At 33.3% G+C, this 21,077-nt stretch carries 16 protein-coding genes; 13 read left to right on the forward strand and 3 right to left on the reverse strand.

Translation table 11 applies throughout. The annotated features are described in order from the left end of the window. Positions 1 to 26 precede the first annotated feature (26 nt). On the forward strand, positions 27 to 773 hold the full coding sequence (locus HNP35_RS01085; protein ID WP_184159288.1) for a tetratricopeptide repeat protein: 747 nt from the start codon (positions 27 to 29) through the stop codon (positions 771 to 773). A gap of 86 nt (positions 774 to 859) precedes the next feature. Here HNP35_RS01085 and HNP35_RS01090 read toward each other — a convergent pair whose 3' ends face one another. From HNP35_RS01090 to HNP35_RS01100, 3 genes are all read right to left on the reverse strand, one after another. Further along, positions 860 to 2,407, reverse strand: a complete 1,548-nt coding sequence (locus tag HNP35_RS01090) for a YfbK domain-containing protein (RefSeq protein ID WP_184159286.1) — start codon at positions 2,405 to 2,407, stop codon at positions 860 to 862. 304 nt (positions 2,408 to 2,711) lie between these two features. Beyond that, the gene (locus HNP35_RS01095; protein WP_184159284.1) at positions 2,712 to 3,281 is read right to left on the reverse strand and encodes a 5-formyltetrahydrofolate cyclo-ligase; all 570 of its coding nucleotides are present in this window, start codon (positions 3,279 to 3,281) and stop codon (positions 2,712 to 2,714) included. Next, a complete protein-coding gene (locus tag HNP35_RS01100) occupies positions 3,268 to 4,245 on the reverse strand; it encodes a succinylglutamate desuccinylase/aspartoacylase family protein (protein WP_184159282.1) in 978 nt (325 codons plus the stop codon). Before HNP35_RS01100 ends, HNP35_RS01095 begins: the two co-directional genes overlap by 14 nt. Before the next feature lie 137 nt (positions 4,246 to 4,382). Between HNP35_RS01100 and uvrC the strand changes: the two genes are divergently transcribed. The 12 genes from uvrC (at position 4,383) to HNP35_RS01160 (ending at position 21,008) form a co-directional block, all read left to right on the forward strand. After that, positions 4,383 to 6,182, forward strand: coding sequence for an excinuclease ABC subunit UvrC (gene uvrC / locus HNP35_RS01105; protein WP_184159280.1), 1,800 nt, complete (start codon positions 4,383 to 4,385; stop codon positions 6,180 to 6,182). Positions 6,183 to 6,188: 6 nt separating this feature from the next. Then, positions 6,189 to 6,722: an XAC2610-related protein gene (locus HNP35_RS01110; RefSeq protein WP_184710769.1), complete on the forward strand. Its 534-nt coding sequence runs from the start codon at positions 6,189 to 6,191 to the stop codon at positions 6,720 to 6,722. 52 nt (positions 6,723 to 6,774) lie between these two features. Continuing rightward, complete coding sequence (locus HNP35_RS01115; protein WP_184159276.1) at positions 6,775 to 9,057, forward strand: patatin-like phospholipase family protein; 2,283 nt, start codon at positions 6,775 to 6,777, stop codon at positions 9,055 to 9,057. 315 nt (positions 9,058 to 9,372) lie between these two features. Next, a complete protein-coding gene (locus tag HNP35_RS01120) occupies positions 9,373 to 10,530 on the forward strand; it encodes a homogentisate 1,2-dioxygenase (protein WP_184159274.1) in 1,158 nt (385 codons plus the stop codon). Between the two features lie 222 nt (positions 10,531 to 10,752). Then, complete coding sequence (hppD, locus tag HNP35_RS01125; protein WP_184159272.1) at positions 10,753 to 11,913, forward strand: 4-hydroxyphenylpyruvate dioxygenase; 1,161 nt, start codon at positions 10,753 to 10,755, stop codon at positions 11,911 to 11,913. A 298-nt stretch (positions 11,914 to 12,211) separates the two neighbouring features. Further along, complete coding sequence (locus HNP35_RS01130) at positions 12,212 to 12,982, forward strand: DUF3108 domain-containing protein (protein WP_184159269.1); 771 nt, start codon at positions 12,212 to 12,214, stop codon at positions 12,980 to 12,982. Beyond that, positions 12,982 to 13,923, forward strand: a complete 942-nt coding sequence (locus tag HNP35_RS01135) for a tryptophan 2,3-dioxygenase family protein (RefSeq protein WP_184159267.1) — start codon at positions 12,982 to 12,984, stop codon at positions 13,921 to 13,923. The genes HNP35_RS01130 and HNP35_RS01135 overlap by 1 nt, the downstream gene beginning before the upstream one ends. Positions 13,924 to 13,949: 26 nt before the next feature. Beyond that, positions 13,950 to 15,170, forward strand: coding sequence for a M23 family metallopeptidase (locus HNP35_RS01140; RefSeq protein WP_184159265.1), 1,221 nt, complete (start codon positions 13,950 to 13,952; stop codon positions 15,168 to 15,170). Between the two features lie 48 nt (positions 15,171 to 15,218). Beyond that, positions 15,219 to 15,839, forward strand: coding sequence for a hypothetical protein (locus HNP35_RS01145; protein ID WP_184159263.1), 621 nt, complete (start codon positions 15,219 to 15,221; stop codon positions 15,837 to 15,839). 15 nt (positions 15,840 to 15,854) lie between these two features. Further along, positions 15,855 to 16,184, forward strand: coding sequence for a hypothetical protein (locus HNP35_RS01150; protein WP_184159261.1), 330 nt, complete (start codon positions 15,855 to 15,857; stop codon positions 16,182 to 16,184). Between the two features lie 112 nt (positions 16,185 to 16,296). Next, positions 16,297 to 17,940 (forward strand): glucose-6-phosphate isomerase, encoded by a 1,644-nt coding sequence (gene pgi, locus HNP35_RS01155; protein ID WP_184159259.1) that lies wholly within the window; start codon positions 16,297 to 16,299, stop codon positions 17,938 to 17,940. 323 nt (positions 17,941 to 18,263) lie between these two features. After that, on the forward strand, positions 18,264 to 21,008 hold the full coding sequence (locus HNP35_RS01160) for a TonB-dependent receptor (protein WP_184159257.1): 2,745 nt from the start codon (positions 18,264 to 18,266) through the stop codon (positions 21,006 to 21,008). Positions 21,009 to 21,077 lie beyond the last annotated feature (69 nt).

A 21,077-nucleotide genomic window follows, 5' to 3' on the forward strand; every position in this document is an offset into this window, starting at 1 on the left:
AAATCTGTTAGATTTAAAGAAATAAAATGAAAAATATACTCTATCTCTTTTTATTAATTTCGCAGGTTTTCTTTGCGCAAGGACGCTTTGAATCGGCAAATGCACTTTATCAAAAAGGGCAATATAAAGAAGCGGTTCAGGTTTATGAAAACATAGTTAAAGAAGATAAATTACATTCTGCCGAACTGTATTTTAATCTTGGAAACTGTTATTACAAACTCAATCAAGTTGCGCCTTCGATTTATAATTACGAAAAAGCTCTAGTTTTGAAACCAGGCGATCCTGAGACTTTAAACAATTTGAAATTTGCCAAAAAGCTGACAATCGATGAAATTAAAGAAATTCCAAAAGTTGGTTTCGCAAAACTGATTCAGAACTTTACTTCTATTTTTGATTATAATGAATGGGCAAAAATTGCCGTTGCTATTGGTTTTATCTTTTTACTAAGTTTCATTGGTTACTATTTCTCAAAAGCCACACTCGCAAAAAGAATTTACTTTGTTGGAATGTTTATTTTTTTAGTTGCTTTTGCTTTAAGCATCTCAGCGGCAATGTCTGAAAAAAGCCATTTTGACAATGATCGCGTTGCCATTGTTTTTTCTGAAATGAGCCAAGTTCGTGCAAAACCTGAAAAATCTGCAAATGGTATTATTTTATTGCACGAAGGAGCAAAAGTTTATGTTTTAGAAAGTGTTGCCGAATGGAAAAAAGTTGAATTAACAGACGGAACACAAGGTTGGATTGATTCTTCGACTATCAAAGAAGTAAAATAAATTTTAAAAAAAAATCAAATAAAAAAATCCCAAATTCCAATCTCTGTTTTGGAATTTGGGATTTTAAATTATTGGAATTTCCTTTTTTAATTTACCGCATCAATCAGTCGTATAAACTCTGCTCGGTAACCTTCATCATCATTTTGTAAACCAGATTTTGCCAATCTTTTTATATCTGCACTTGAACTATTTGCAATATATTTTGAGTCACGCAATTTTAATCCGAACCAGGAAACTGCAGTTGTAAATTTAAAATCTGGAGAACTATTTTCTAGACTCATTTTCTTGTCTGCTATTACATTAACTATTTCAACACTTTTATTGCTATCAGGTTTTTTATATCTAAATTTCACCGTCGCCAATTCATCACTATGATTTTCAGACACTTTCTGTGTTTTGGTATATTTTAAATCTGACGGAATGTAATCGCTCTCAACTCCAGTTGGAATTATTTCATATAAAGCCGTAACGGAGTGTCCGCTTCCTAATTCGCCTGCATCAATTTTATCATTTTTAAAATCTTCTGCATTAAGTTTTCGGTTTTCATAACCAATCAATCGATACGCCTGAACATGATTTGGGTTAAACTCGATTTGAATTTTTACATCTTTCGCTATAGCGAACATTGAACCTTTAAACTCTTTTCCTAGAAAACGATTGGCTTCCTGAATATTATCGATATAAGCATAATTTCCGTTTCCTTTATCGGCTAGAATTTCCATTTTAGAATCTTTGTAATTGCCCATTCCAAATCCTAAAACGGTTAAGAAAACGCCCGATTCTCTTTTTTGTTCAATCAATTTCAGCATATCATCATCGGTAGAAGCGCCAACATTAAAATCACCATCGGTAGCTATCACTACTCTATTATTTCCTCCTTTTATGAAATTTTCCTGTGCTAATTTGTAAGCTAATTCGATTCCTTCTCCTCCTGCTGTACTTCCGCCTGCATGTAAATCATCAAAAGCATCCATAATCTCGTCTTTGTTTTCTCCTGAAGTCGGTTCTAAAACCACTCCAGCCGAACCAGCATAAACAACAATCGAAACTCTGTCTGTATTGCGAAGTTCTTTTACTAGAATTTTCATCGATTCTTTTAGCAATGGCAATTTATTTGGTTCATCCATAGAACCTGAAACATCGACTAAAAAAACCAGATTAGTAGCCGGCAAATTTGCCATTGGAACATCTTTTCCCTGCAAACCAATTTTTAGCAATCGGCTGTTTTTGTTCCAGGGACAATCGCTGTATTCGGTATGAATTGCGAAGGGATGCTGGCCATCTGGCTGTAGATATTTGTATTTGAAAAAATTGATCATTTCTTCAATACGAACAGCATCTTTTGGAACTTTTTGTCCTTCATTAATAAATCGGCGAATATTGGTATATGATGCATTATCAACATCTATAGAAAAAGTAGAAAGAGGAGTTTTAAGCGGAGATTCAAATGGATTCTCTTCTAATCCTGCATAGCTTTCTGTGTTTGGTTCAGCATACAATTCTTCTGGAGCTTCATCCAGAGCAACAGTTGTCATGTCCATTGTTTCTGCTGCTTCATCTGGTGCATACGCTTTCTTACAGCTGAAAATAGTAAGTACGAGGAATGCCATCATAAAGAAATTAAGATTTCTCATAAAGTAAATTTTTAAAGATTAATAAATAGGTTATTGGCTTCAAATAAGGGCTAGCATTCCGGATGTACTAGAGACGATTATTTGCAATTTTTCGAGTAAGCAAAATCGTGCCAAAAAATTTAAAATTACTTTTCTTACGAGAAAATAAATTGTGAAACCTTGATTTTTAAGGGAATTATACTCAAAATATTTTTACACACATAGAACTGTAGAGACGCACTGCAGTGCGTCTAACGCAATCATTGTCGATGTGCTGGATGTAGACGCACTGCGGTGCGTCTCTACAGAAAATATTGTGTAAAAATTAAAACGGGTATATTTTTTCTGGTGTCACACAAAAATCTAATTTGATATCCGATTCAAAAACATCGTCAATCTGATTTACTGGTTCAAAAAATGAAAGCCCGATTTTCAGGGTTTCTGGTTTACATTCTGAAAGGAATTTATCGTAAAAACCTTTTCCGTAACCAATTCGATTTCCGAAAATATCATAAGCCAAAAGTGGTACAAAAACTACTTCCACTTTTGATGAAGGCACTTCGATTCCGTCCACGGGTTCTGGAATATTGTATTCGTTTTTTTTAATTTTGGTATTGTCTGTTAAAAGAAAATGAGTCATTTTTCTCGTTTCGAAATCACTTTTAGAAATTAGTATTTCTTTGTCTTTTCCAGAAAGTAAATGAAGAATAAATTCGGTATTTATTTCTTTTTGTTCTTCAATCGGAAGAAAAACATGATAGTAACTTTTATCCCAAATTGGCATTTGGATTAATTGATTGGCAATCGCCAGACTTTGTTCTTCTATTTCATCAAAAGAAAGCGCTTTACGTAGATTTTTATATTCTATTCGGAGTTCCTTTTTACTCGTCGGCATTGTCGGGTGTTTTAGATAAATGATAAATGGCATCGCCTTCATAAACAATAGGCGAATGATTCGCATTGATTACATAACCATCGTGCGGTGCTTTGATCTTCTGTTCAAACTTTCCAAACGGATCTGTAATAATAGCTAAGATAGTGCCTTTGGTTACAAATTTTCCAATCAGATTAAAATCATGCAATAAACCTGAACATTTCGCGCGAAGCCAAACCGATTGTTTGATATAAATGGAAGGTGTCAACGCTGGCTCAACAATTTGTTTAGAATCCAGCATTTCTAAATAATGAAGCAAACGTTTGGTTCCTAAAACACCTTGATTTGCAATTTCGTTATTGATGTCTAACGATTTTCCTCCTTCAAAAAGAAGCATTTTTACATTGGCATTTTCAGAGGTTTTTCTGAAAGAACCATTTATATTTTTAGAATAAAGTGTGAAAGGCGCATTAAAAATATCAGCCAAAGTTTTCAATTCAGGGTTATTCTCTGTAATTCTAATCTGAGGTGCATTAAAACGACTCGCTCCTCCCGCATGAAAATCAACAGCATAATCTAAAATCGGCAAAATTTCTTCGACTATATGATAAGCAAATCGGCTGGCAAGTGAACCTTTTTTACTTCCTGGGAAAACACGATTTAAATCCCGACCATCTGGAAATTCTCTTGATTTATTGACAAAACCGTACATATTGATGACTGGAATACAAATAATGGTACCGCGGGAAGGTCTGTTAATTTTTTTGCTAATAATCTGACGAACAATTTCAACACCATTGATTTCGTCTCCGTGAATTCCTGCAGAAAATAAAACAACAGGACCTTCGTGCTTGGAACGACGCACTATGACAGGAATATTCAACTTCGTTGTGGTATGCAATCGAGCAATTTCGACATTTATGGTTCTATGTTCTCCCGGCAAAATCGATTCGCCAAAAATAACTAATGGAGCACTATTTCTCATGTAGAATTATAAAATCTAAATATAGAAATTATTCTTTTGATTTTGTAAATTTGAAACTAATTCAATGTTAAGCTTCATTTGGAAATCGGAATGGTTTTTGAAAAAGGCTTTTCGGATATCTTCAGACATAAAAAAGAATGCAAAAACCAGCCTTAGATCTTCAAATTTTAACTTTGCCAGACAATCCCGGCGTTTATCAATATTATGATAAAGACGGGAAAATCTTGTACGTTGGTAAAGCCAAAAATTTAAAAAAAAGGGTTTCCTCATATTTCAATAAAATTCACGATACGGCCAAAACTAATGTATTGGTCAAAAAAATCGTGACCATAAAACACATCGTAGTTCCAACTGAAACCGATGCGCTTTTATTGGAAAACAATTTAATAAAAACGCTTCAGCCAAGATATAATGTACTGCTTCGCGATGACAAAAGTTATCCTTGGATCTGCATTAAAAAAGAACCTTTTTCGAGAATATTTCTAACGAGAAGAATGGTTAAAGATGGCTCAGAATATTTTGGCCCGTATACGAATTTCAAAATGGTGCATACGATTTTGGATTTGATTAAAGAATTGTATCCGCTTCGCACTTGTAATTACGATTTGAGTGAATCGAATATCAATTCAGGTAAATTTAAAGTTTGTCTGGAATATCATATTGGCAATTGCAAAGGGCCTTGTGAAGGTTTGGAATCTTTAGAAGAATACCAAAGACAAGTCAACGCTATTCGTGAAATCCTGAAAGGAAACTTCAAAGAAAGTTTAAAGGATTTCAAGAAACTGATGAATACTTATGCGCAAAATCTTCAGTTTGAAGAAGCGCAGAAAATCAAAGAAAAGATTGAAGTTTTAGAGAATTATCAATCTCGATCGACTATTATCAATCCGAAGATTACCAATATTGATGTTTTCTCGATTGTTTCTGACGAAAGTGCAGCTTATGTCAATTTCCTTCAGATTTCTCACGGTTCGATTATTCGTTCTCATACTTTAGAAATGAAGAAAAAATTGGACGAATCTGATGAAGAATTGTTAGAATTAGCAATTGTAGAATTGCGTGAACGTTTTCAGTTACTATCAAAAGAAATTATTGTTCCTTTTGAATTGGATTTAGGTGAAAACATTAAAGTAACTGTTCCACAGCTTGGCGACAAAAAACAGATTCTGGATTTATCGATTCGAAATGCTAAATTCTACCGAATCGAGCAATTGAAACAATTACAAATTGTAGATCCGGATCGCCATGTAAACCGAATTATGGCACAGATGCAGAAAGATTTACGTCTTCCTGTTGAGCCAAGACATATCGAATGTTTTGATAACTCGAACATTCAGGGAACAAATCCTGTTGCAGCTTGTGTGGTTTTTAAAGATGGAAAACCAAGCAAAAAAGATTACCGTCATTTCAATGTTAAAACCGTTGAAGGCCCAGACGATTTTGCTTCGATGACCGAAATTGTGTACCGCCGTTATAAAAGATTATTAGACGAAAATGAACCTCTTCCGCAATTAATTATTATTGACGGTGGAAAAGGACAACTTTCGTCTGCTCTAAAAAGTATTGATGAATTAGGATTAAGAGGTAAAATTGCTATCATCGGAATTGCAAAAAGATTGGAAGAACTTTTTTATCCAGGCGATTCTATTCCGTTATATCTGGACAAAAAATCCGAAACTTTAAAAGTAATTCAGCAGTTGCGAAACGAAGCGCATAGATTCGGAATTACGTTCCATAGAGATAAAAGAAGCAAAGCTGCCCTCAATTCTTCTGTAGAAAGTATACCTGGAATTGGAGAAAAAACTATGACGACGTTAATAAAACATTTCAAAAGTGTTAAAAGATTAAAATTGGCAACAGAAAAAGAAATTTCGGCTGTTGTAGGTGTTTCTAAAGCCAAAAAAATTGTTGAATTTTATCATTCTAAAGAAAGTTAATCTGTTTTGAGAAAAATCTTTTTGCATAGCATTCTATTTTTGTTTTTTTCTATTTCGTATAGTCAAAACGAAATTTCTTTTGTTCAAAAAGACAATGGCAAAATCAAAATAAGCTATAAATATCTTAACTCTACCGAAGAAGAAATAGCACAAGAAATAACTGTAAAAAATGATCAAACTGGAAAAACTCAAACTATAAAAAACATTGGAGTTTCGATTACTGGAAAACCTTCACATTTAGAAATAAACGATTATAATTTTGATGGTTATACCGATTTTGCTAGTTTTCGTACTGATGACGGAATGGGAGTTTACAATATTTATCAGATTTTCATTTTTAATCCGAAAACCAAAAATTTTGAAAATTTAGAATTTCCAACCAATTTCAATCCGAAATGCGATATGTTTTGCGATGTAAAAATTGACAAAATTAAAAAGACGCTTACGTCAAGCTGCAGAGGTGGCGCTAGAACTCACAACGACGTTTGGAAATATGATCAAAATAAAAAATTAATGCTTTTAAAAACAACATCATATTAAGAATAAACCCGAAAAAATTACCGACTTTTACAAAACTAACTTGCAGATTTTTATGCGCCAAAATCAATTATCAATTCTAAATATCCAATCAAAAGGACACTTTCTAAATACAATTTGGAAAGCGATTTCTATGATGTTTATATTGTTGGTATTGGTTTCGCAAAACTCATTTTCTCAAGAAATAAAAAAAGACAGCATTAAAAGACCCAAAATCGGTTTGGTTTTGAGTGGCGGCGGTGCGAAAGGTTTTGCGCATATTGGTGTTTTGAAAGTTTTGGAAGAAGCCGGAATCAAAATTGATTATATTGGCGGAACTAGTATGGGTTCTGTAATCGGCGGACTTTATGCATCGGGTTATAATGCTTCTCAAATCGATTCTATTTTTAAGAAAACCAATTTTGATGAATTGATAAGCGATTATATTCCGAGATCTTCTAAGAATTTTTATGGCAAAAAAAATGACGAATTATATGCGATAGTTCTACCGTTTAGTAATTTTCGAGTTGGAATTCCAGAAGCACTTTCTAAAGGGATGTATAATTATAATTTGTTAAGCAGTTTAACTCGAAATGTGCGCCATATTCGTGATTTCAACAAATTGCCAACTCCTTTTTTATGTATTGGAACTAATATCGAAACTGGAGAAGAGGTTTTATTGAATAAAGGAAATCTCGTTCAGGCCATGATGGCGAGTGCTGCTTTTCCTTCCCTATTTACTCCCGTAGAAATTGACGGAAATTTATTGGTTGATGGCGGCGTGGTAAACAATTATCCGATACAAGAAGTTCGTAATCTTGGTGCAGATATTATTATTGGTGTTGACGTTCAGGACGATTTGATGAAACGAAAAAACCTTAAAAATGCGACTAGAATTCTGGTTCAGATTACCAATCTGCAGTCTATCGATAAAATGAAAAACAAAATTAAGAATACCGATGTTTACATTAAACCCGATATTCGTGATTATGGCGTAATTTCATTTGATAAAGGTGAAGAAATTATCCGAAAAGGCGAAGAAGCAGCTTTTGCAGTTTATGAAAAAATCAAAGCATTATCTGATGAAACCAATTTTTACAAAAAACCAAAACTCAAAATCGCATCAGATACAATTCAAATTCAAAAAATCAATACTGATAGATTAGACAATTACACTAAAGAATATATTCGCGGTAAACTTCGTTTTAAACCTGGAAGCACTATTACTTATGACGGCTTGAAAGCTGGAATAAACAATTTGAATGCAACTCAAAACTTTAGCACTATTTCATATTGTCTGCAGCCAGATGGCGAAAAAGATGATCTTGATTTGGTTTTAAAAGAAAATCCAACACAGACTTTTTTAAAGCTCGGACTTCATTACGACGGACTTTACAAAAGCGGGATTTTACTGAATCTGACTCACAAGAAAACGTTTTTAAAAAATGATGTGACTTCGCTCGATATTATTTTAGGAGATAATTTCAGATATGATTTCAATTATTATGTTGAAAATGGCTTTAATATCAGCTTCGGTTTTCGTTCGAGATTGAGTCAATTTAATAGAAATGTAACGACGAGTTTAAGTAATTTGATAACGCAAAATCCAAACGTCAACTTAATTAATGTTGATTTTATGGACGTAAATAACCAAGCTTATTTCCAGACTATTTTCGTTCAGAAGTTTTTAATGGGTGGAGGTTTAGAATTTAAATATTTAAAAATAAATTCTCCAACACTTGCCAACGTAGATAATATCATTGACAAGAGCAACTATTTTAGTGCTTTTGCTTATTTGAAATACGACTCATTTGATGACAAGTATTATCCAAGTTCGGGATTGTATTTCTCGACAGATTTACAAACCTATATGGCATCTTCAGATTACACCAAAACTTTCAATCCGTTTTCAATTGCAAAAGCAGAAGTTTCTTTTGTAAATACTTTATTTAGAAGAGCCACTTTCAAAATAGATGCCGATGCGGGTTTCACTTTCGGAAACTCAAGCGTTCCGTTCTTTGATTTTATTTTAGGAGGTTACGGCTACAGCAAAATAAACAACTTCAATTATTTTTACGGATATGATTTCTTAAGTATTTCAGGAAACAGCTTCATCAAAACAGGAATTACGCTGGATTACGAGATCTTAAGAAAAAACCACATTAATCTTTCTGCCAATTTTGCCAATCTAGGCAATAACATTTTCTCTACTGTAGACTGGGTTTCAATGCCTAAATATACTGGTTATGCCGTAGGATACGGATTAGAAACCATAATTGGTCCAATTGAAATAAAACAATCTTGGTCTCCAGAAATGTCAAGAAGCTTTACTTGGTTTAGTATTGGTTTCTTGTTTTAGTATTATACTAGTGAATATTTCAATAAAATCGCGTTATTTTTTTGCTTCGTGAAAATTATATCAAAAAACATTAAATTATTTTAGTTATAATTAATATAATTTTTATTTTTACTTCGAAAAAATTACGACATTTGTTATAATGAAAACAAAATGGACAGGTTTATTAGAGTATCTTCAATTCCTCATCAAGAGAAATCCTGAGTAAGCTATCGAATTGAGATAATTAGATCATTCAAAAAAGAGTGATCAGATTATCTGTTCAGACAATTCTAATTTTCGAATTATCTAATTTACAAATTATCTAATTGAAAAGCCATGCCATTATATCACAAACTCGGAGATTTTCCGCAAAAGCGACACACCCAATTTGAAAAACCAAACGGAGGTTTTTACTACGAACAATTGTTTGGAACCGAAGGTTTTCATGGACATTCGTCATTATCTTATCACGTACACAGACCAACGCAGGTTAAAGAAATTTTAAACTCTTATTCGGTTGAACCAAAAATTGCAATCGGAAAAAACATAAAATCATTACTTTTTAAAGGTTTTGAATTAAAGCCAGAAAATGACTTTTTAGACAGCCGAAAAGCCATGTTAGTCAATAAAGACTGCATTATTGGTTTGGCTGCACCGAAAGAATCGCTTCGAAATTATTTCTATAAAAATGCCGATGCCGATGAAATGCTTTTCATTCACAGAGGAAAAGGAAAATTAAGAACCATGTTAGGAAATATTCCGTTTGAATATGGCGATTATTTGATTATTCCGCGTGGCATTATTTACCAAATTGATTTTGAAACGGAAGACAATCGACTATTTTATGTAGAATCTTATTCTCCATTTTACACTCCAAAACGTTATAAAAACCAATCGGGACAGCATTTAGAACATTCTCCATTTTGTGAGCGTGATTTTATTTTGCCAAGCGAATTGGAAACGCATGACGAGAAAGGCGATTTTTTAATTAAAATCAAAAAAGAAGGAATGCTACATGAAGTTGTTTATGCCACACATCCTTTTGATGTTGTAGGCTGGGACGGCTACAATTTTCCATACGGATTTTCAATTCACAATTTCGAACCTATAACGGGGCGTGTTCACCAACCGCCACCGGTACACCAAACTTTTGAAACAGCAACTTTTGTTGTTTGTTCATTCTGCCCAAGACTTTACGATTATCATCCAAAAGCTATTCCAGCGCCATATAATCATAGCAATATAGATTCTGACGAAGTACTATATTATGTTGATGGTGATTTTATGAGCCGTAATAATATTGAGCAAGGTCATATTACTTTACATCCAAAAGGAATTCCACACGGTCCTGCACCTGGTGCAATGGAACGCAGTATTGGTCATAAAGAAACTCAAGAATTAGCCGTTATGGTTGATACTTTCAGACCACTTATGGTTACTGAAGAAGCTATGGGATTAGATGATGGACAGTACTACAAATCTTGGACGGAATAACTAAACTTATTTAAACGCAAAGTTCGCAAAGGATTTTTCGCAAAGTTCACAAAGATTTTAATGACGTTTTACTTCAATGAGTTCGCAAAGCTTTGCGTTCTTAGCGATTTTACAAAATCATTCTCAAAAAACTCTTTGCGCCCTTTGCGTTAAAAAAAAAAATTAAACACAACATTTCGGCAAAATCAGTTAAACGATTAACCGATTAAACAAATAAACAAAATGAGCAAAGAAGTAAAATCAGTAGAATACGGATTAGAAAAAATATTTGAAGGAGCGCAGGACTTCCTTCCTTTATTAGGAACAGACTATGTAGAATTTTACGTAGGGAACGCAAAACAAGCTGCACATTATTACAAATCTGCATTTGGTTATCAATCATTGGCTTATGCCGGATTAGAAACTGGAGTAAAAGACAGAGCGTCTTATGTTTTAAAACAAGATAAAATCAGAATTGTTTTAACGACTCCATTAACAGCAGATTCTCCAATCAACGAGCATTTGAAAAAACATGGAGACGGAGTAAAAGTGGCAGCGCTTTGGGTTGAAGACGCTACAAAATCTTACGAAGAAACCATGAAACGTGGTGCACGTTCTTTTATGGAACCAACCGTTGAAGAAGATGAATTTGGACAAGTAGTTCGTTCTGGAATTTATACTTACGGAGAAACAGTTCATATTTTCGTAGAAAGAAAAAACTACAATGGTGTTTTCTTACCAGGTTACAGAGAATGGAAATCTGATTTCAATCCAGAATCAACTGGATTAAAATATATCGATCACATGGTTGGAAATGTAGGTTGGAACGAAATGAATACTTGGGTAAAATTCTACGAAGAAGTTATGGGATTCGTAAACTTCTTATCTTTTGACGACAAACAAATTACAACAGAATATTCTGCTTTGATGAGTAAAGTAATGTCTAATGGAAACGGAAGAATTAAATTTCCAATCAACGAACCAGCAGAAGGAAAGAAAAAATCTCAAATTGAAGAATATTTAGATTTCTATGGCGGACCTGGAATTCAACATATTGCCATTGCTACAGATGATATTATCAAAACCGTTTCACAGCTAAGAGCACGCGGTGTTGAATTTTTATCAGCTCCTCCTCATACTTACTACGAAGCAATTCCAGAAAGATTAGGTGTTCACATGGATATGATGAAAGAAGATTTAAACGAAATCGAAAAACTGGCTATCATGGTAGATGCAGATGAAGATGGCTACTTATTGCAGATATTTACGAAGCCTGTTCAAGATAGACCGACGCTTTTCTTCGAAATTATTCAAAGAATGGGTGCAAAAGGGTTTGGCGCAGGTAACTTTAAAGCCCTTTTCGAGTCTATTGAAAGAGAGCAAGAATTGAGAGGAACGCTATAAAACGTTAATTTTCATACACAAAACAGCATAATTCTCTAAAAAACGATGCTTTTTTTGCAAATGTTATGTTAAACTTGACTTTGGCTATTTGTTTTTTGAACTTTCTATCTATCTTTGCACTCGCAAATAAGGAAGGGGTGGTTTCCTTCCGAATTGATATAAATTTCATAATTTATAGTTTTTTGGTTAGTTAATAGCATAAAAACTCAGTCATTCTTGACTGAGTTTTTTTGTTTTGGTACATTTGGAATAGAATTTGCATTTACTTAACTTTATAATGAAATGTAAAAATTGTACTATGAAAAAGTATATCCTCATCATATTTGCACTAACTACACTGGCGTTCGACACTCAAAAAGAAGACGCTTTTGATACTGGAGAATATTTTAAATTTAGAATTCATTACGGAATTGTAAACGCCGGTTACGCTACTCTCGAAGTAAAAGATGCAACTATCAATAATAAAAAAGTATATCATTCTGTTGGAAAAGGTTACACAACCGGAATGTCTAAATTTTTCTTCAAAGTAGAAGATTTATACGAAAGTTATTTTGACAAAGAAACGGGAAAACCTTATCGCTATGTTCGAAAAATTGATGAAGGCGGTTATACTAAAAATCAAGAAGGATTTTTCAATCAAGGAGAAAATAGAGTTTTAGTAAAGGACTATAAAAGAAAATCAGAAAAAACGATAATTGTTACTGAAGAAGTGCAAGATATTGTTTCGGCATTTTACTATTTGAGAAACCATCCGAATATTGATAAATTGAAATCTGGCGAAGCAATTACAATTGACATGTTTTTTGATGATGAAATCACAAAATTTAAGTTAAAATATGTAGGTCGTCAAGATATTACAACTAAATTTGGAACCGTTTCTACGATGGTTTTCAAACCCTTGGTACAAACAGGAAGAGTATTTAAAGAAAAAGAAAGTTTAACACTCTGGATAACAGATGATGTGAACAAAGTTCCGATAAGAATAAAAGCAGATTTGGCTGTAGGTTCCCTTAAGGCCGATCTCGATGAATATAAAGGATTAAAAAGTCCACTTAAAGCAAAAAAATAATGAACCCTACAGATAATTCTGAAGCAATCTTAAAAGAAATTGATCTAAAATTTCAAGCCATAAATCAAAAAACTGATGTTCAATTAGAAGGATTACTTTGGGCTAAACCAATCACTTATTGGGATTATATTCAGACCGACGCTCTTTTAAACTTACAAATACAACGCACCACACTTCCTGACGAAATGGTTTTTATCATGTACCATCAGGTAAACGAATTAATCTTCAAAATGATTTTGTGGGAAATTGACCAAATAGCTGAAAAAGAAAACATTCAGGTTGATTTTTTCAGTGAAAGATTATCAAGAATTACAAGATATTTTGACATGCTTACCAACTCTTTCAGCATTATGGAAAATGGTATGGAAGTAGATCAATATATGAAATTCAGAAACACACTTACTCCTGCCAGCGGATTTCAGAGCGCCCAATACAGAATGATCGAATTTGCTTCGACAGATGTAATCAATTTAACAGACAGAAGATACAAAGCAAACTTTGACGAGAATACAGATCTAGAAACTAGTTTTGAACATCTATATTGGCAAGCTGCTGGAAAAGACTATCATACAGGAGAAAAATCATACTTGCTTCAAGAATTTGAAAACAAATACAAAGTTCAATTTTTGAGACAAATGTCTACTTTTAAGACCAAAAACATCTGGCAAAAATTTTCTCAGCTTCCAGAAAAAGATCAGCAAAATTCAGAATTAATCACAGCAATGCGTCATTATGATAAAACAGTGAACATCACTTGGGTTATGCAGCATCTAAATACAGCAAGAAAATACATCTTAGAAAGCGGAAAAGGAAACGGTGAAGCAACTGGCGGAAGCGACTGGCAAAAATATATGCATCCAAAATACCAAAAACGCATCTTTTTTCCTAAATTGTGGACCGAAGAAGAATTGTCCAACTGGGGAGAAGAAAACATAGCCTAATTCCTCCCAAAAAAATCCCAAAAAGTTTGAAAAAAGCAGTCGTAATTTTAATTGTCTTGTTTTCTATTTTTTCATGTAAAAAAACAGAAGAAAAAGTAGAAACCAAAATTACTAAACCAGCAACCAAAAAAATAGAATTCGGTTTTAATTACGCAGATTTCAATGTTGTTAATGATACAATTTCAAAAGGAGATTCATTTGGTTCTATCATTCAAGGACAAAATATTGGCAACAAAAAAGTTTTTGACATTGTAGAGCAAGTTAAAGATTCTTTCAATGTGCGAACTATTCGTTACGGAAAACCTTTTACTTTACTTCGTTCAAAAAACAAAACAAACAATTTACAAGTTTTTATTTATCAGCCTGATGCTTTAAGTTATTATGTTATTGATTTAAGAGACAGCATTGCAAAAGCTTATAAAAAAATAAAACCCGTTACTTTAAAAAGAAAAATTATTGGAGGCGTTTTAAAAAGCTCTCTTTCTGAAACTTTAGGAAACGAAAGTGTTGAAACCGCATTGGCAAGCAGAATTACAAAAGTATTTTCTTGGTCTATTGACTTCTTTAAACTTAAAAAAGGAGATCGCTACGGATTAATTTTCACTGAAAGATTCATTAACGGAAAAACTTACGATGGCGTTGAAGACCTAGAAGCTGCTTTTTTTGAATATAAAGGAAAAATCATTTATGCATTCCCGTTTGAAAGAGACACAACTTCTGGGAAAATAGAATATTATGATGATGAAGGAAAAACACTTAAAAACTTCTTCTTAAAAACTCCAATTAAATTCAGCCGAATCACTTCAAGATTCACGATGAATAGATTCCACCCTGTACAGCATACTTGGAAAGCACACAAAGGAACAGATTATGCAGCACCAACTGGAACTCCAATTTCTACGACTGCTTCGGGAGTTGTAGAAACTACAGGATATACAGCAGGAAACGGAAACTTTGTAAAAGTAAAACACAACGGAACCTACTCTACTCAATATTTACATATGTCAAAAATCTTGGTTCGTCGCGGACAACGTGTTACGCAAGGTCAGACAATTGGTTTGGTTGGAAGTACAGGTTTGGCTTCTGGACCTCACGTTTGTTATCGTTTCTGGAAAAATGGTGTTCAAGTAGATGCGCTTCGATTGAATCTTCCAACTGGAGAATCTTTGACAGGAAATGACAGAACCCGTTTCATGAAACAGATTGAACCTTTGAAAAGAGAATTGGATAGTATTGGGAATTTATAAAAATCATCCGAAAACATTTCTAAAATTTTAGATTTTAAATCGAAAACCATGAAAAACGAGCGTCTTAGAACTATGTATCATGAAACTTTTTCTGGTTTAAAATTATTTTATAGAGACACCTCTCTTTCAGAAAATTTCATTTCAAATTATAAAATCGGACAAATCATTCAAGAAAAAGGTTTTACTGATATGAGTTCGATTGGCGGAGGACTTTCGGGAAATTTAAGGTATCTGATTGCGAGTGCGCACCCAAAAGATTTATCAAAATTTAATCCCGATTCTGCAAAAATCGGTCATTTTCTTTTAGATTCGATTTCGTATTTTAAAGTATTGGATATTCAGAAAATTGAAGATAAAACACAGATCTTTCTTTTAAATATTCCAGACAATTCGATTTCACTTTTTAAAAATTCATCTTCAAACTTAGAAGAAGAAATTATTGAAAAAGCACAAAAACGCTTTCGCGAAAAAATCGATGCCGCCTTAATTCCAGAATTACAAACTGAAAATTGGAAAGAAAGAACAAAATCTCCGCTTGGAATGAGCGATAATGGCGAATTGTTTTTTGATGATTCGAAAATTAAAACCGAATCTCAAAAAAGAATCGATATTGATATCGCAAAGAAAACCATTGAGATTAATAAAAAACCTTGGTGGAAGATTTGGTAAAATGACTCATTATTAATGAAAAAATATTTATTACTAATTTCAATCCTAATAATTGGATGTTCAAATCCAAAGACTTTTATCTTAAAAGACAATAAAGAGGATAAATATTTTGTCCAAAAATTAATTGACAATGCTTTCGAAAAAGATTTAATCGGGGAATCACCTTTGATTGTAATAAACGGAATTCCATTTAAATACAATAAGAAACAAGACACAATCTTAATACCGCTTAAGAAATCCGATATCATTACTTTAAATTTTTTAAACCTAAATAGCAGTCGAATAATTTACAATGAAAAAGAAAATGATGGCGCAATTATCATTGCTGCAAAAAATCGAGAGTAAAATCCATAAAACGTTTTCGTAACTAATTGTTATATAATCGTGAACCGCTACCCTTTTAAAAGTTATTTCAGTATTTTTGTGTTTCAAAAAACAAACTCAATTATAGATAAAAATGGCTTTAAACACAACAAACCCAACTGGGACTGAAGCGTGGAAAAATCTCCAAAACCACTATAACGCAATTCACGAAACCACAATACAAGAATTGTTTCAACAAGATAGTGCCCGCGCTGAAAAATTCAATTTGCAATGGAATGACTTTTTAGTTGATTATTCTAAAAATAATATCAGTCAGGAAACTATTTCACTTTTATTAGAATTAGCAGACTCAATCGGATTAAAAAATGCAATTGCTGATTATTTTGGAGGTGAATTAATCAATAAAACAGAAAATCGTGCAGTTCTTCATACGGCTTTACGTGCTCCAGAATCGGCAGTTATTAATGTTGATGGTGAAAATGTAATTCCAGAAGTTTACGAAGTAAAAAATAAAATCAAACAATTTACTGAAGAAGTAATTTCAGGACAAAGAAAAGGTTACACAGGAAAAGCTTTTACAGATGTTGTAAATATCGGAATCGGTGGTTCTGACCTTGGCCCTGTTATGGCGGTTGAAGCTTTACAGTTTTACAAAAACCATTTAAATCTTCATTTCGTTTCAAACGTTGATGGAGATCATGTAAATGAAATCATTAAAAAACTAAATCCAGAAACTACTTTATTTGTAATTGTTTCTAAAACTTTTACAACTCAAGAAACGCTTTCGAATTCAGAAACTATTAAAGAATGGTTCTTGAAATCGGCTACTCAAGAAGATATTGCAAAACATTTCGCGGCGGTTTCTACAAACATTAAAAACGTAACAGAATTCGGAATTAATCCAGACAATGTTTTCCCGATGTGGGACTGGGTTGGAGGAAGATTTTCTCTTTGGAGTGCCGTTGGTTTAAGTATTGCTTTGGCAATTGGTTTTGAAAATTACAACCAATTATTAGTCGGAGCAAATGAAATGGATGAACATTTCAAATCTGCAGAATTTGACCAAAACATTCCTGTAATTTTAGCCTTATTGAGCGTTTGGTATAATAATTTTTATGGTGCTGAAAGCGAAGCTTTAATTCCGTACACACAATATCTATCGAAATTAGCTCCATATTTACAGCAAGCAACTATGGAAAGTAACGGAAAAAGTGTTGGCCGCGACGGAAAACCTGTTAACTACCAAACAGGAACTATTATTTGGGGAGAGCCAGGAACTAATTCTCAACATGCATTTTTCCAATTAATTCACCAAGGGACAAAAAGAATTCCGACAGATTTTATCGGTTTTGTAAAACCACTTTATGGAAACGAAGATCATCATGATAAATTGATGTCAAATTTCTTCGCGCAAACAGAAGCTTTAATGAACGGAAAAACTCCAGCACAAGTTCAAGCAGAATTTGACAAACAAGGACTTTCTGCAGAAAAAGCATCTTATTTATTGCCTTTTAAAGTTTTTACAGGAAACAAACCAACAAACACAATTTTAATTCAGAAACTGACTCCAAAAAGCTTAGGTTCTTTGATTGCCTTATATGAGCACAAAATCTTTACTCAGGGAATTATCTGGAACATCTTCAGCTTTGATCAATGGGGAGTTGAATTAGGAAAACAATTGGCTAATTCTATCTTAGATGAAATCAATTCTAAAACTGTTAAAACACATGACAGTTCGACTTCATTTTTATTGAATCATTTCTTAAAAAATAAATAAGAGCAAAAATTTAATATTTCTCTAACAGATTGAAACGTCTTAATTTAACAAAAATTAAGACGTTTTTTTACATAAAAAGCCGACAAAATGAAGACAAATAAGGTTCATTTGCACAATTTCACTTACAATCCTATTCAAAAAAATACACATTTAACAAAAAACACTTGCATTAATTCAAGAAAACAGTGTTTTTTTTAATAAAAAAAGGAAAATTCATTTTAATGCGCAACATAAAAGACAAAACTGGTTTTTCTTAACATTTCGATAACATTATCTAAGTTATTTGTTATAATTTTGCCAAAAACAATTAACTCAATAACAAAATGAAGAAAATGAAAAATTGGTTACTGACTGGACTATTTTTTATGATAGTTTCGACCGTATTTTCTCAAGGAAAGGTTACTGGTACAATTACTGACGGAGTCGGTTCATTACCAGGAGCAAACGTAGTTATCAAAGGATCTACTACGGCAACTTCAACAGATTTTGATGGTAAATTTACACTTAACGCAACATCAAATTCAGGCGAGATCGTAATCTCATTCTTAGGTTACGACAATCAAACTGTAAAATTTACAGTGGCTAATGGTGCAACTACAAACTTAGGAACTATTGTTTTAGTTTCTAACTCAAACGAATTGAGCGAGATCGTAGTTAAAAGTAGCACAGTAGATATTGCAAAAGACAGAAAAACTCCTGTAGCTGTTTCTACAATTAAAGCAGCTGAAATTCAGGCAAAATTAGGAAACCAAGAGCTTCCTGAAATGTTAAAAAGCACTCCATCTGTTTATGTAACTAAATCTGGTGGTGGTTTTGGAGATTCAAGAATTACAGTTCGTGGATTTAGCCAAAATAACGTTGCTGTAATGGTAAACGGTATGCCAGTTAACGACATGGAAAACGGAGCAGTATACTGGAGTAACTGGGCAGGTTTATCTGACGTTACTTCATTCATTCAAGTACAAAGAGGTTTAGGATCTTCAAAATTAGCAATTGCTTCTGTTGGGGGAACTATGAACTACGTAACTAAAGCTTCAGATTTAAAACAAGGTGGTACTGTTGGTACTTCTTTTGGTAACGATAATTTCTTCAAATCTAACGTTTCTTACAACACAGGAAAATTAGACAGCGGATTCTCTGCTTCTGTTTTATATAGCCACACTCAAGGTGATGGATATGTTGATGGAACTAAATTTAACGGAGACAACTACTATATCGCTTTAGGTTATACAACTAAAAACAACAAGCACGATTTCCAATTCACGGTTACTGGCGCTCCACAATGGCACGATCAGAGATCTACATTTATCACTATTGCTCAATACCAACAATATGGTACAGCTACTGATCCAAACATTAAATACAACTCTGACTGGGGTTATAAAGATGGTAAAGAATTCAACATGGTAAGAAACTACTACCACAAACCAGTTATTTCTTTAAACTATGATTTCCAAATCAACGAAACTTCAAAATTATCAACTGTTGCTTATGTATCTTTCGGACGTGGTGGAGGATCTAGAGGTGCAGGTTTCATTAGAGGTTTAAACTATGCAAATGCTGCATTCAGAACTGCAAACGGTTTAGTTGATTATGACAAAATAGTTGCTTACAACTCAGGACAACCTGTAAGTATCAACGGAACTAATTACACTCGTACGACTACTGGAACAAGTGGTGAATACAGAAATACTGCTCTTTCTGGAAACAATTCTACAAATGGTATTTCTCAAATTTCATCTGTTAACTCTCATAACTGGTATGGAGCAATTGTTAACTTCAACAAAAAATTCTCTGACCGTTTAACTTGGGATTTAGGAATTGATGTAAGAGGATACAAAGGTATCCACTACCAAAACATCAACAACTTATTAGGAGCAGATTCATTCGCAGATAATTATGATTTAAACAATCCTAATAGAGTTTTATACAACACATATTCTACATATCCAGCATGGAACGTATTCAAAAGTACGGATAGTGAAGAAAAAATCAACTTCAACAATGATGGTGATGTAAGATGGTACGGTGGATTTACTCAATTAGAGTATTCTACTGATAAATTTACTGCATTTGTTCAAGGTGCACTTTCTCAACAAGGATTCAAAAGAGTTGATTACTTTAAATACTTATCAACAGATCCTTTATCTAGCACAGATTACGAAAACATCTTAGGTGGTAACGTAAAAGGTGGTGTTAACTACAACATCAACGAGCACCACAATGTTTTTGTTAACTCAGGATACTACTCAAAACAACCATTCTTTAATGCTGTTTATCCAAACAATGCTTCATTAGTAAATGGTAACTTAACAAACGAAAAAATCTTCGGTATTGAAGCTGGTTATGGTTTACGTACAAAAATGTTTACTGCTAACTTAAACTTCTACCGTACTTCATGGAAAGATAGATACCAAAGATCTAATGATGGAGCTGCAGACAACCCTGGAGGTTACTATGACTTCGCTGGAATTACAGAAATCCACTCAGGTATCGAATTTGACGCTACTGCTAAAGTACTTGACAAACTTACACTTACTGGTATGTTCTCTATTGGAGACTGGAAATATGATGGAACAAGTACAAGTAACCGTTATGACTCAGCAAACAACCCTGTTGGTGGAGGTACTGCTACAACATTATACCTTGATGGTGTAAGAGTTGGAGATGCTGCTCAAACAACTGCTGCTGTAGGTGCAACTTATGAGATTTTACCACGTTTTACTGTTGATGCAAACTATAACTACAATGACAAGTTATACGCTGCAATTTCTCCAGGAAACTTTACTTCAGCAACTAACAGAGGTTCATTACAATTACCTTCTTACGGTACAGCTGATGCTGGTTTATCATACAAATTGTTAGTTGGAAAAAACAAAAGCAACTCTGTAGGTTTCAGATTAAACGTAAACAACGTTTTTGATTACACTTATATTGCTGAAGCAAAAACTAACTACTTTGCTGCTGATTACCCAACTCAGCCAACTTACAAAGGAATTTCTACAAACAACCAAGTATACTTTGGTTTCGGTAGAACTTGGAACTTTGCATTACGTTACGATTTCTAAGAATTTAGAATCTAAATAAATAGTAAAAACGGCATTGACTTTTAAGTCTAATGCCGTTTTTTTATAGTC

It is taken from the genome of Flavobacterium notoginsengisoli (genome assembly GCF_014207905.1).
Lineage (GTDB): Bacteria > Bacteroidota > Bacteroidia > Flavobacteriales > Flavobacteriaceae > Flavobacterium > Flavobacterium notoginsengisoli_A.

Bases quoted from the DNA above. Each gene is read 5' to 3' on its own strand.
- HNP35_RS01085 (WP_184159288.1), top strand. From the start codon at position 27: ATGAAAAATATACTCTATCTCTTTTTATTAATTTCGCAGGTTTTCTTT.
- HNP35_RS01090 (WP_184159286.1), bottom strand. From the start codon at position 2,407: ATGAGAAATCTTAATTTCTTTATGATGGCATTCCTCGTACTTACTATT.
- HNP35_RS01095 (WP_184159284.1), bottom strand. From the start codon at position 3,281: ATGCCGACGAGTAAAAAGGAACTCCGAATAGAATATAAAAATCTACGT.
- HNP35_RS01100 (WP_184159282.1), bottom strand. From the start codon at position 4,245: ATGAGAAATAGTGCTCCATTAGTTATTTTTGGCGAATCGATTTTGCCG.
- uvrC (WP_184159280.1), top strand. From the start codon at position 4,383: ATGCAAAAACCAGCCTTAGATCTTCAAATTTTAACTTTGCCAGACAAT.
- HNP35_RS01115 (WP_184159276.1), top strand. From the start codon at position 6,775: ATGCGCCAAAATCAATTATCAATTCTAAATATCCAATCAAAAGGACAC.
- HNP35_RS01120 (WP_184159274.1), top strand. From the start codon at position 9,373: ATGCCATTATATCACAAACTCGGAGATTTTCCGCAAAAGCGACACACC.
- hppD (WP_184159272.1), top strand. From the start codon at position 10,753: ATGAGCAAAGAAGTAAAATCAGTAGAATACGGATTAGAAAAAATATTT.
- HNP35_RS01130 (WP_184159269.1), top strand. From the start codon at position 12,212: ATGAAAAAGTATATCCTCATCATATTTGCACTAACTACACTGGCGTTC.
- HNP35_RS01135 (WP_184159267.1), top strand. From the start codon at position 12,982: ATGAACCCTACAGATAATTCTGAAGCAATCTTAAAAGAAATTGATCTA.
- HNP35_RS01145 (WP_184159263.1), top strand. From the start codon at position 15,219: ATGAAAAACGAGCGTCTTAGAACTATGTATCATGAAACTTTTTCTGGT.
- HNP35_RS01150 (WP_184159261.1), top strand. From the start codon at position 15,855: ATGAAAAAATATTTATTACTAATTTCAATCCTAATAATTGGATGTTCA.
- pgi (WP_184159259.1), top strand. From the start codon at position 16,297: ATGGCTTTAAACACAACAAACCCAACTGGGACTGAAGCGTGGAAAAAT.
- HNP35_RS01160 (WP_184159257.1), top strand. From the start codon at position 18,264: ATGAAGAAAATGAAAAATTGGTTACTGACTGGACTATTTTTTATGATA.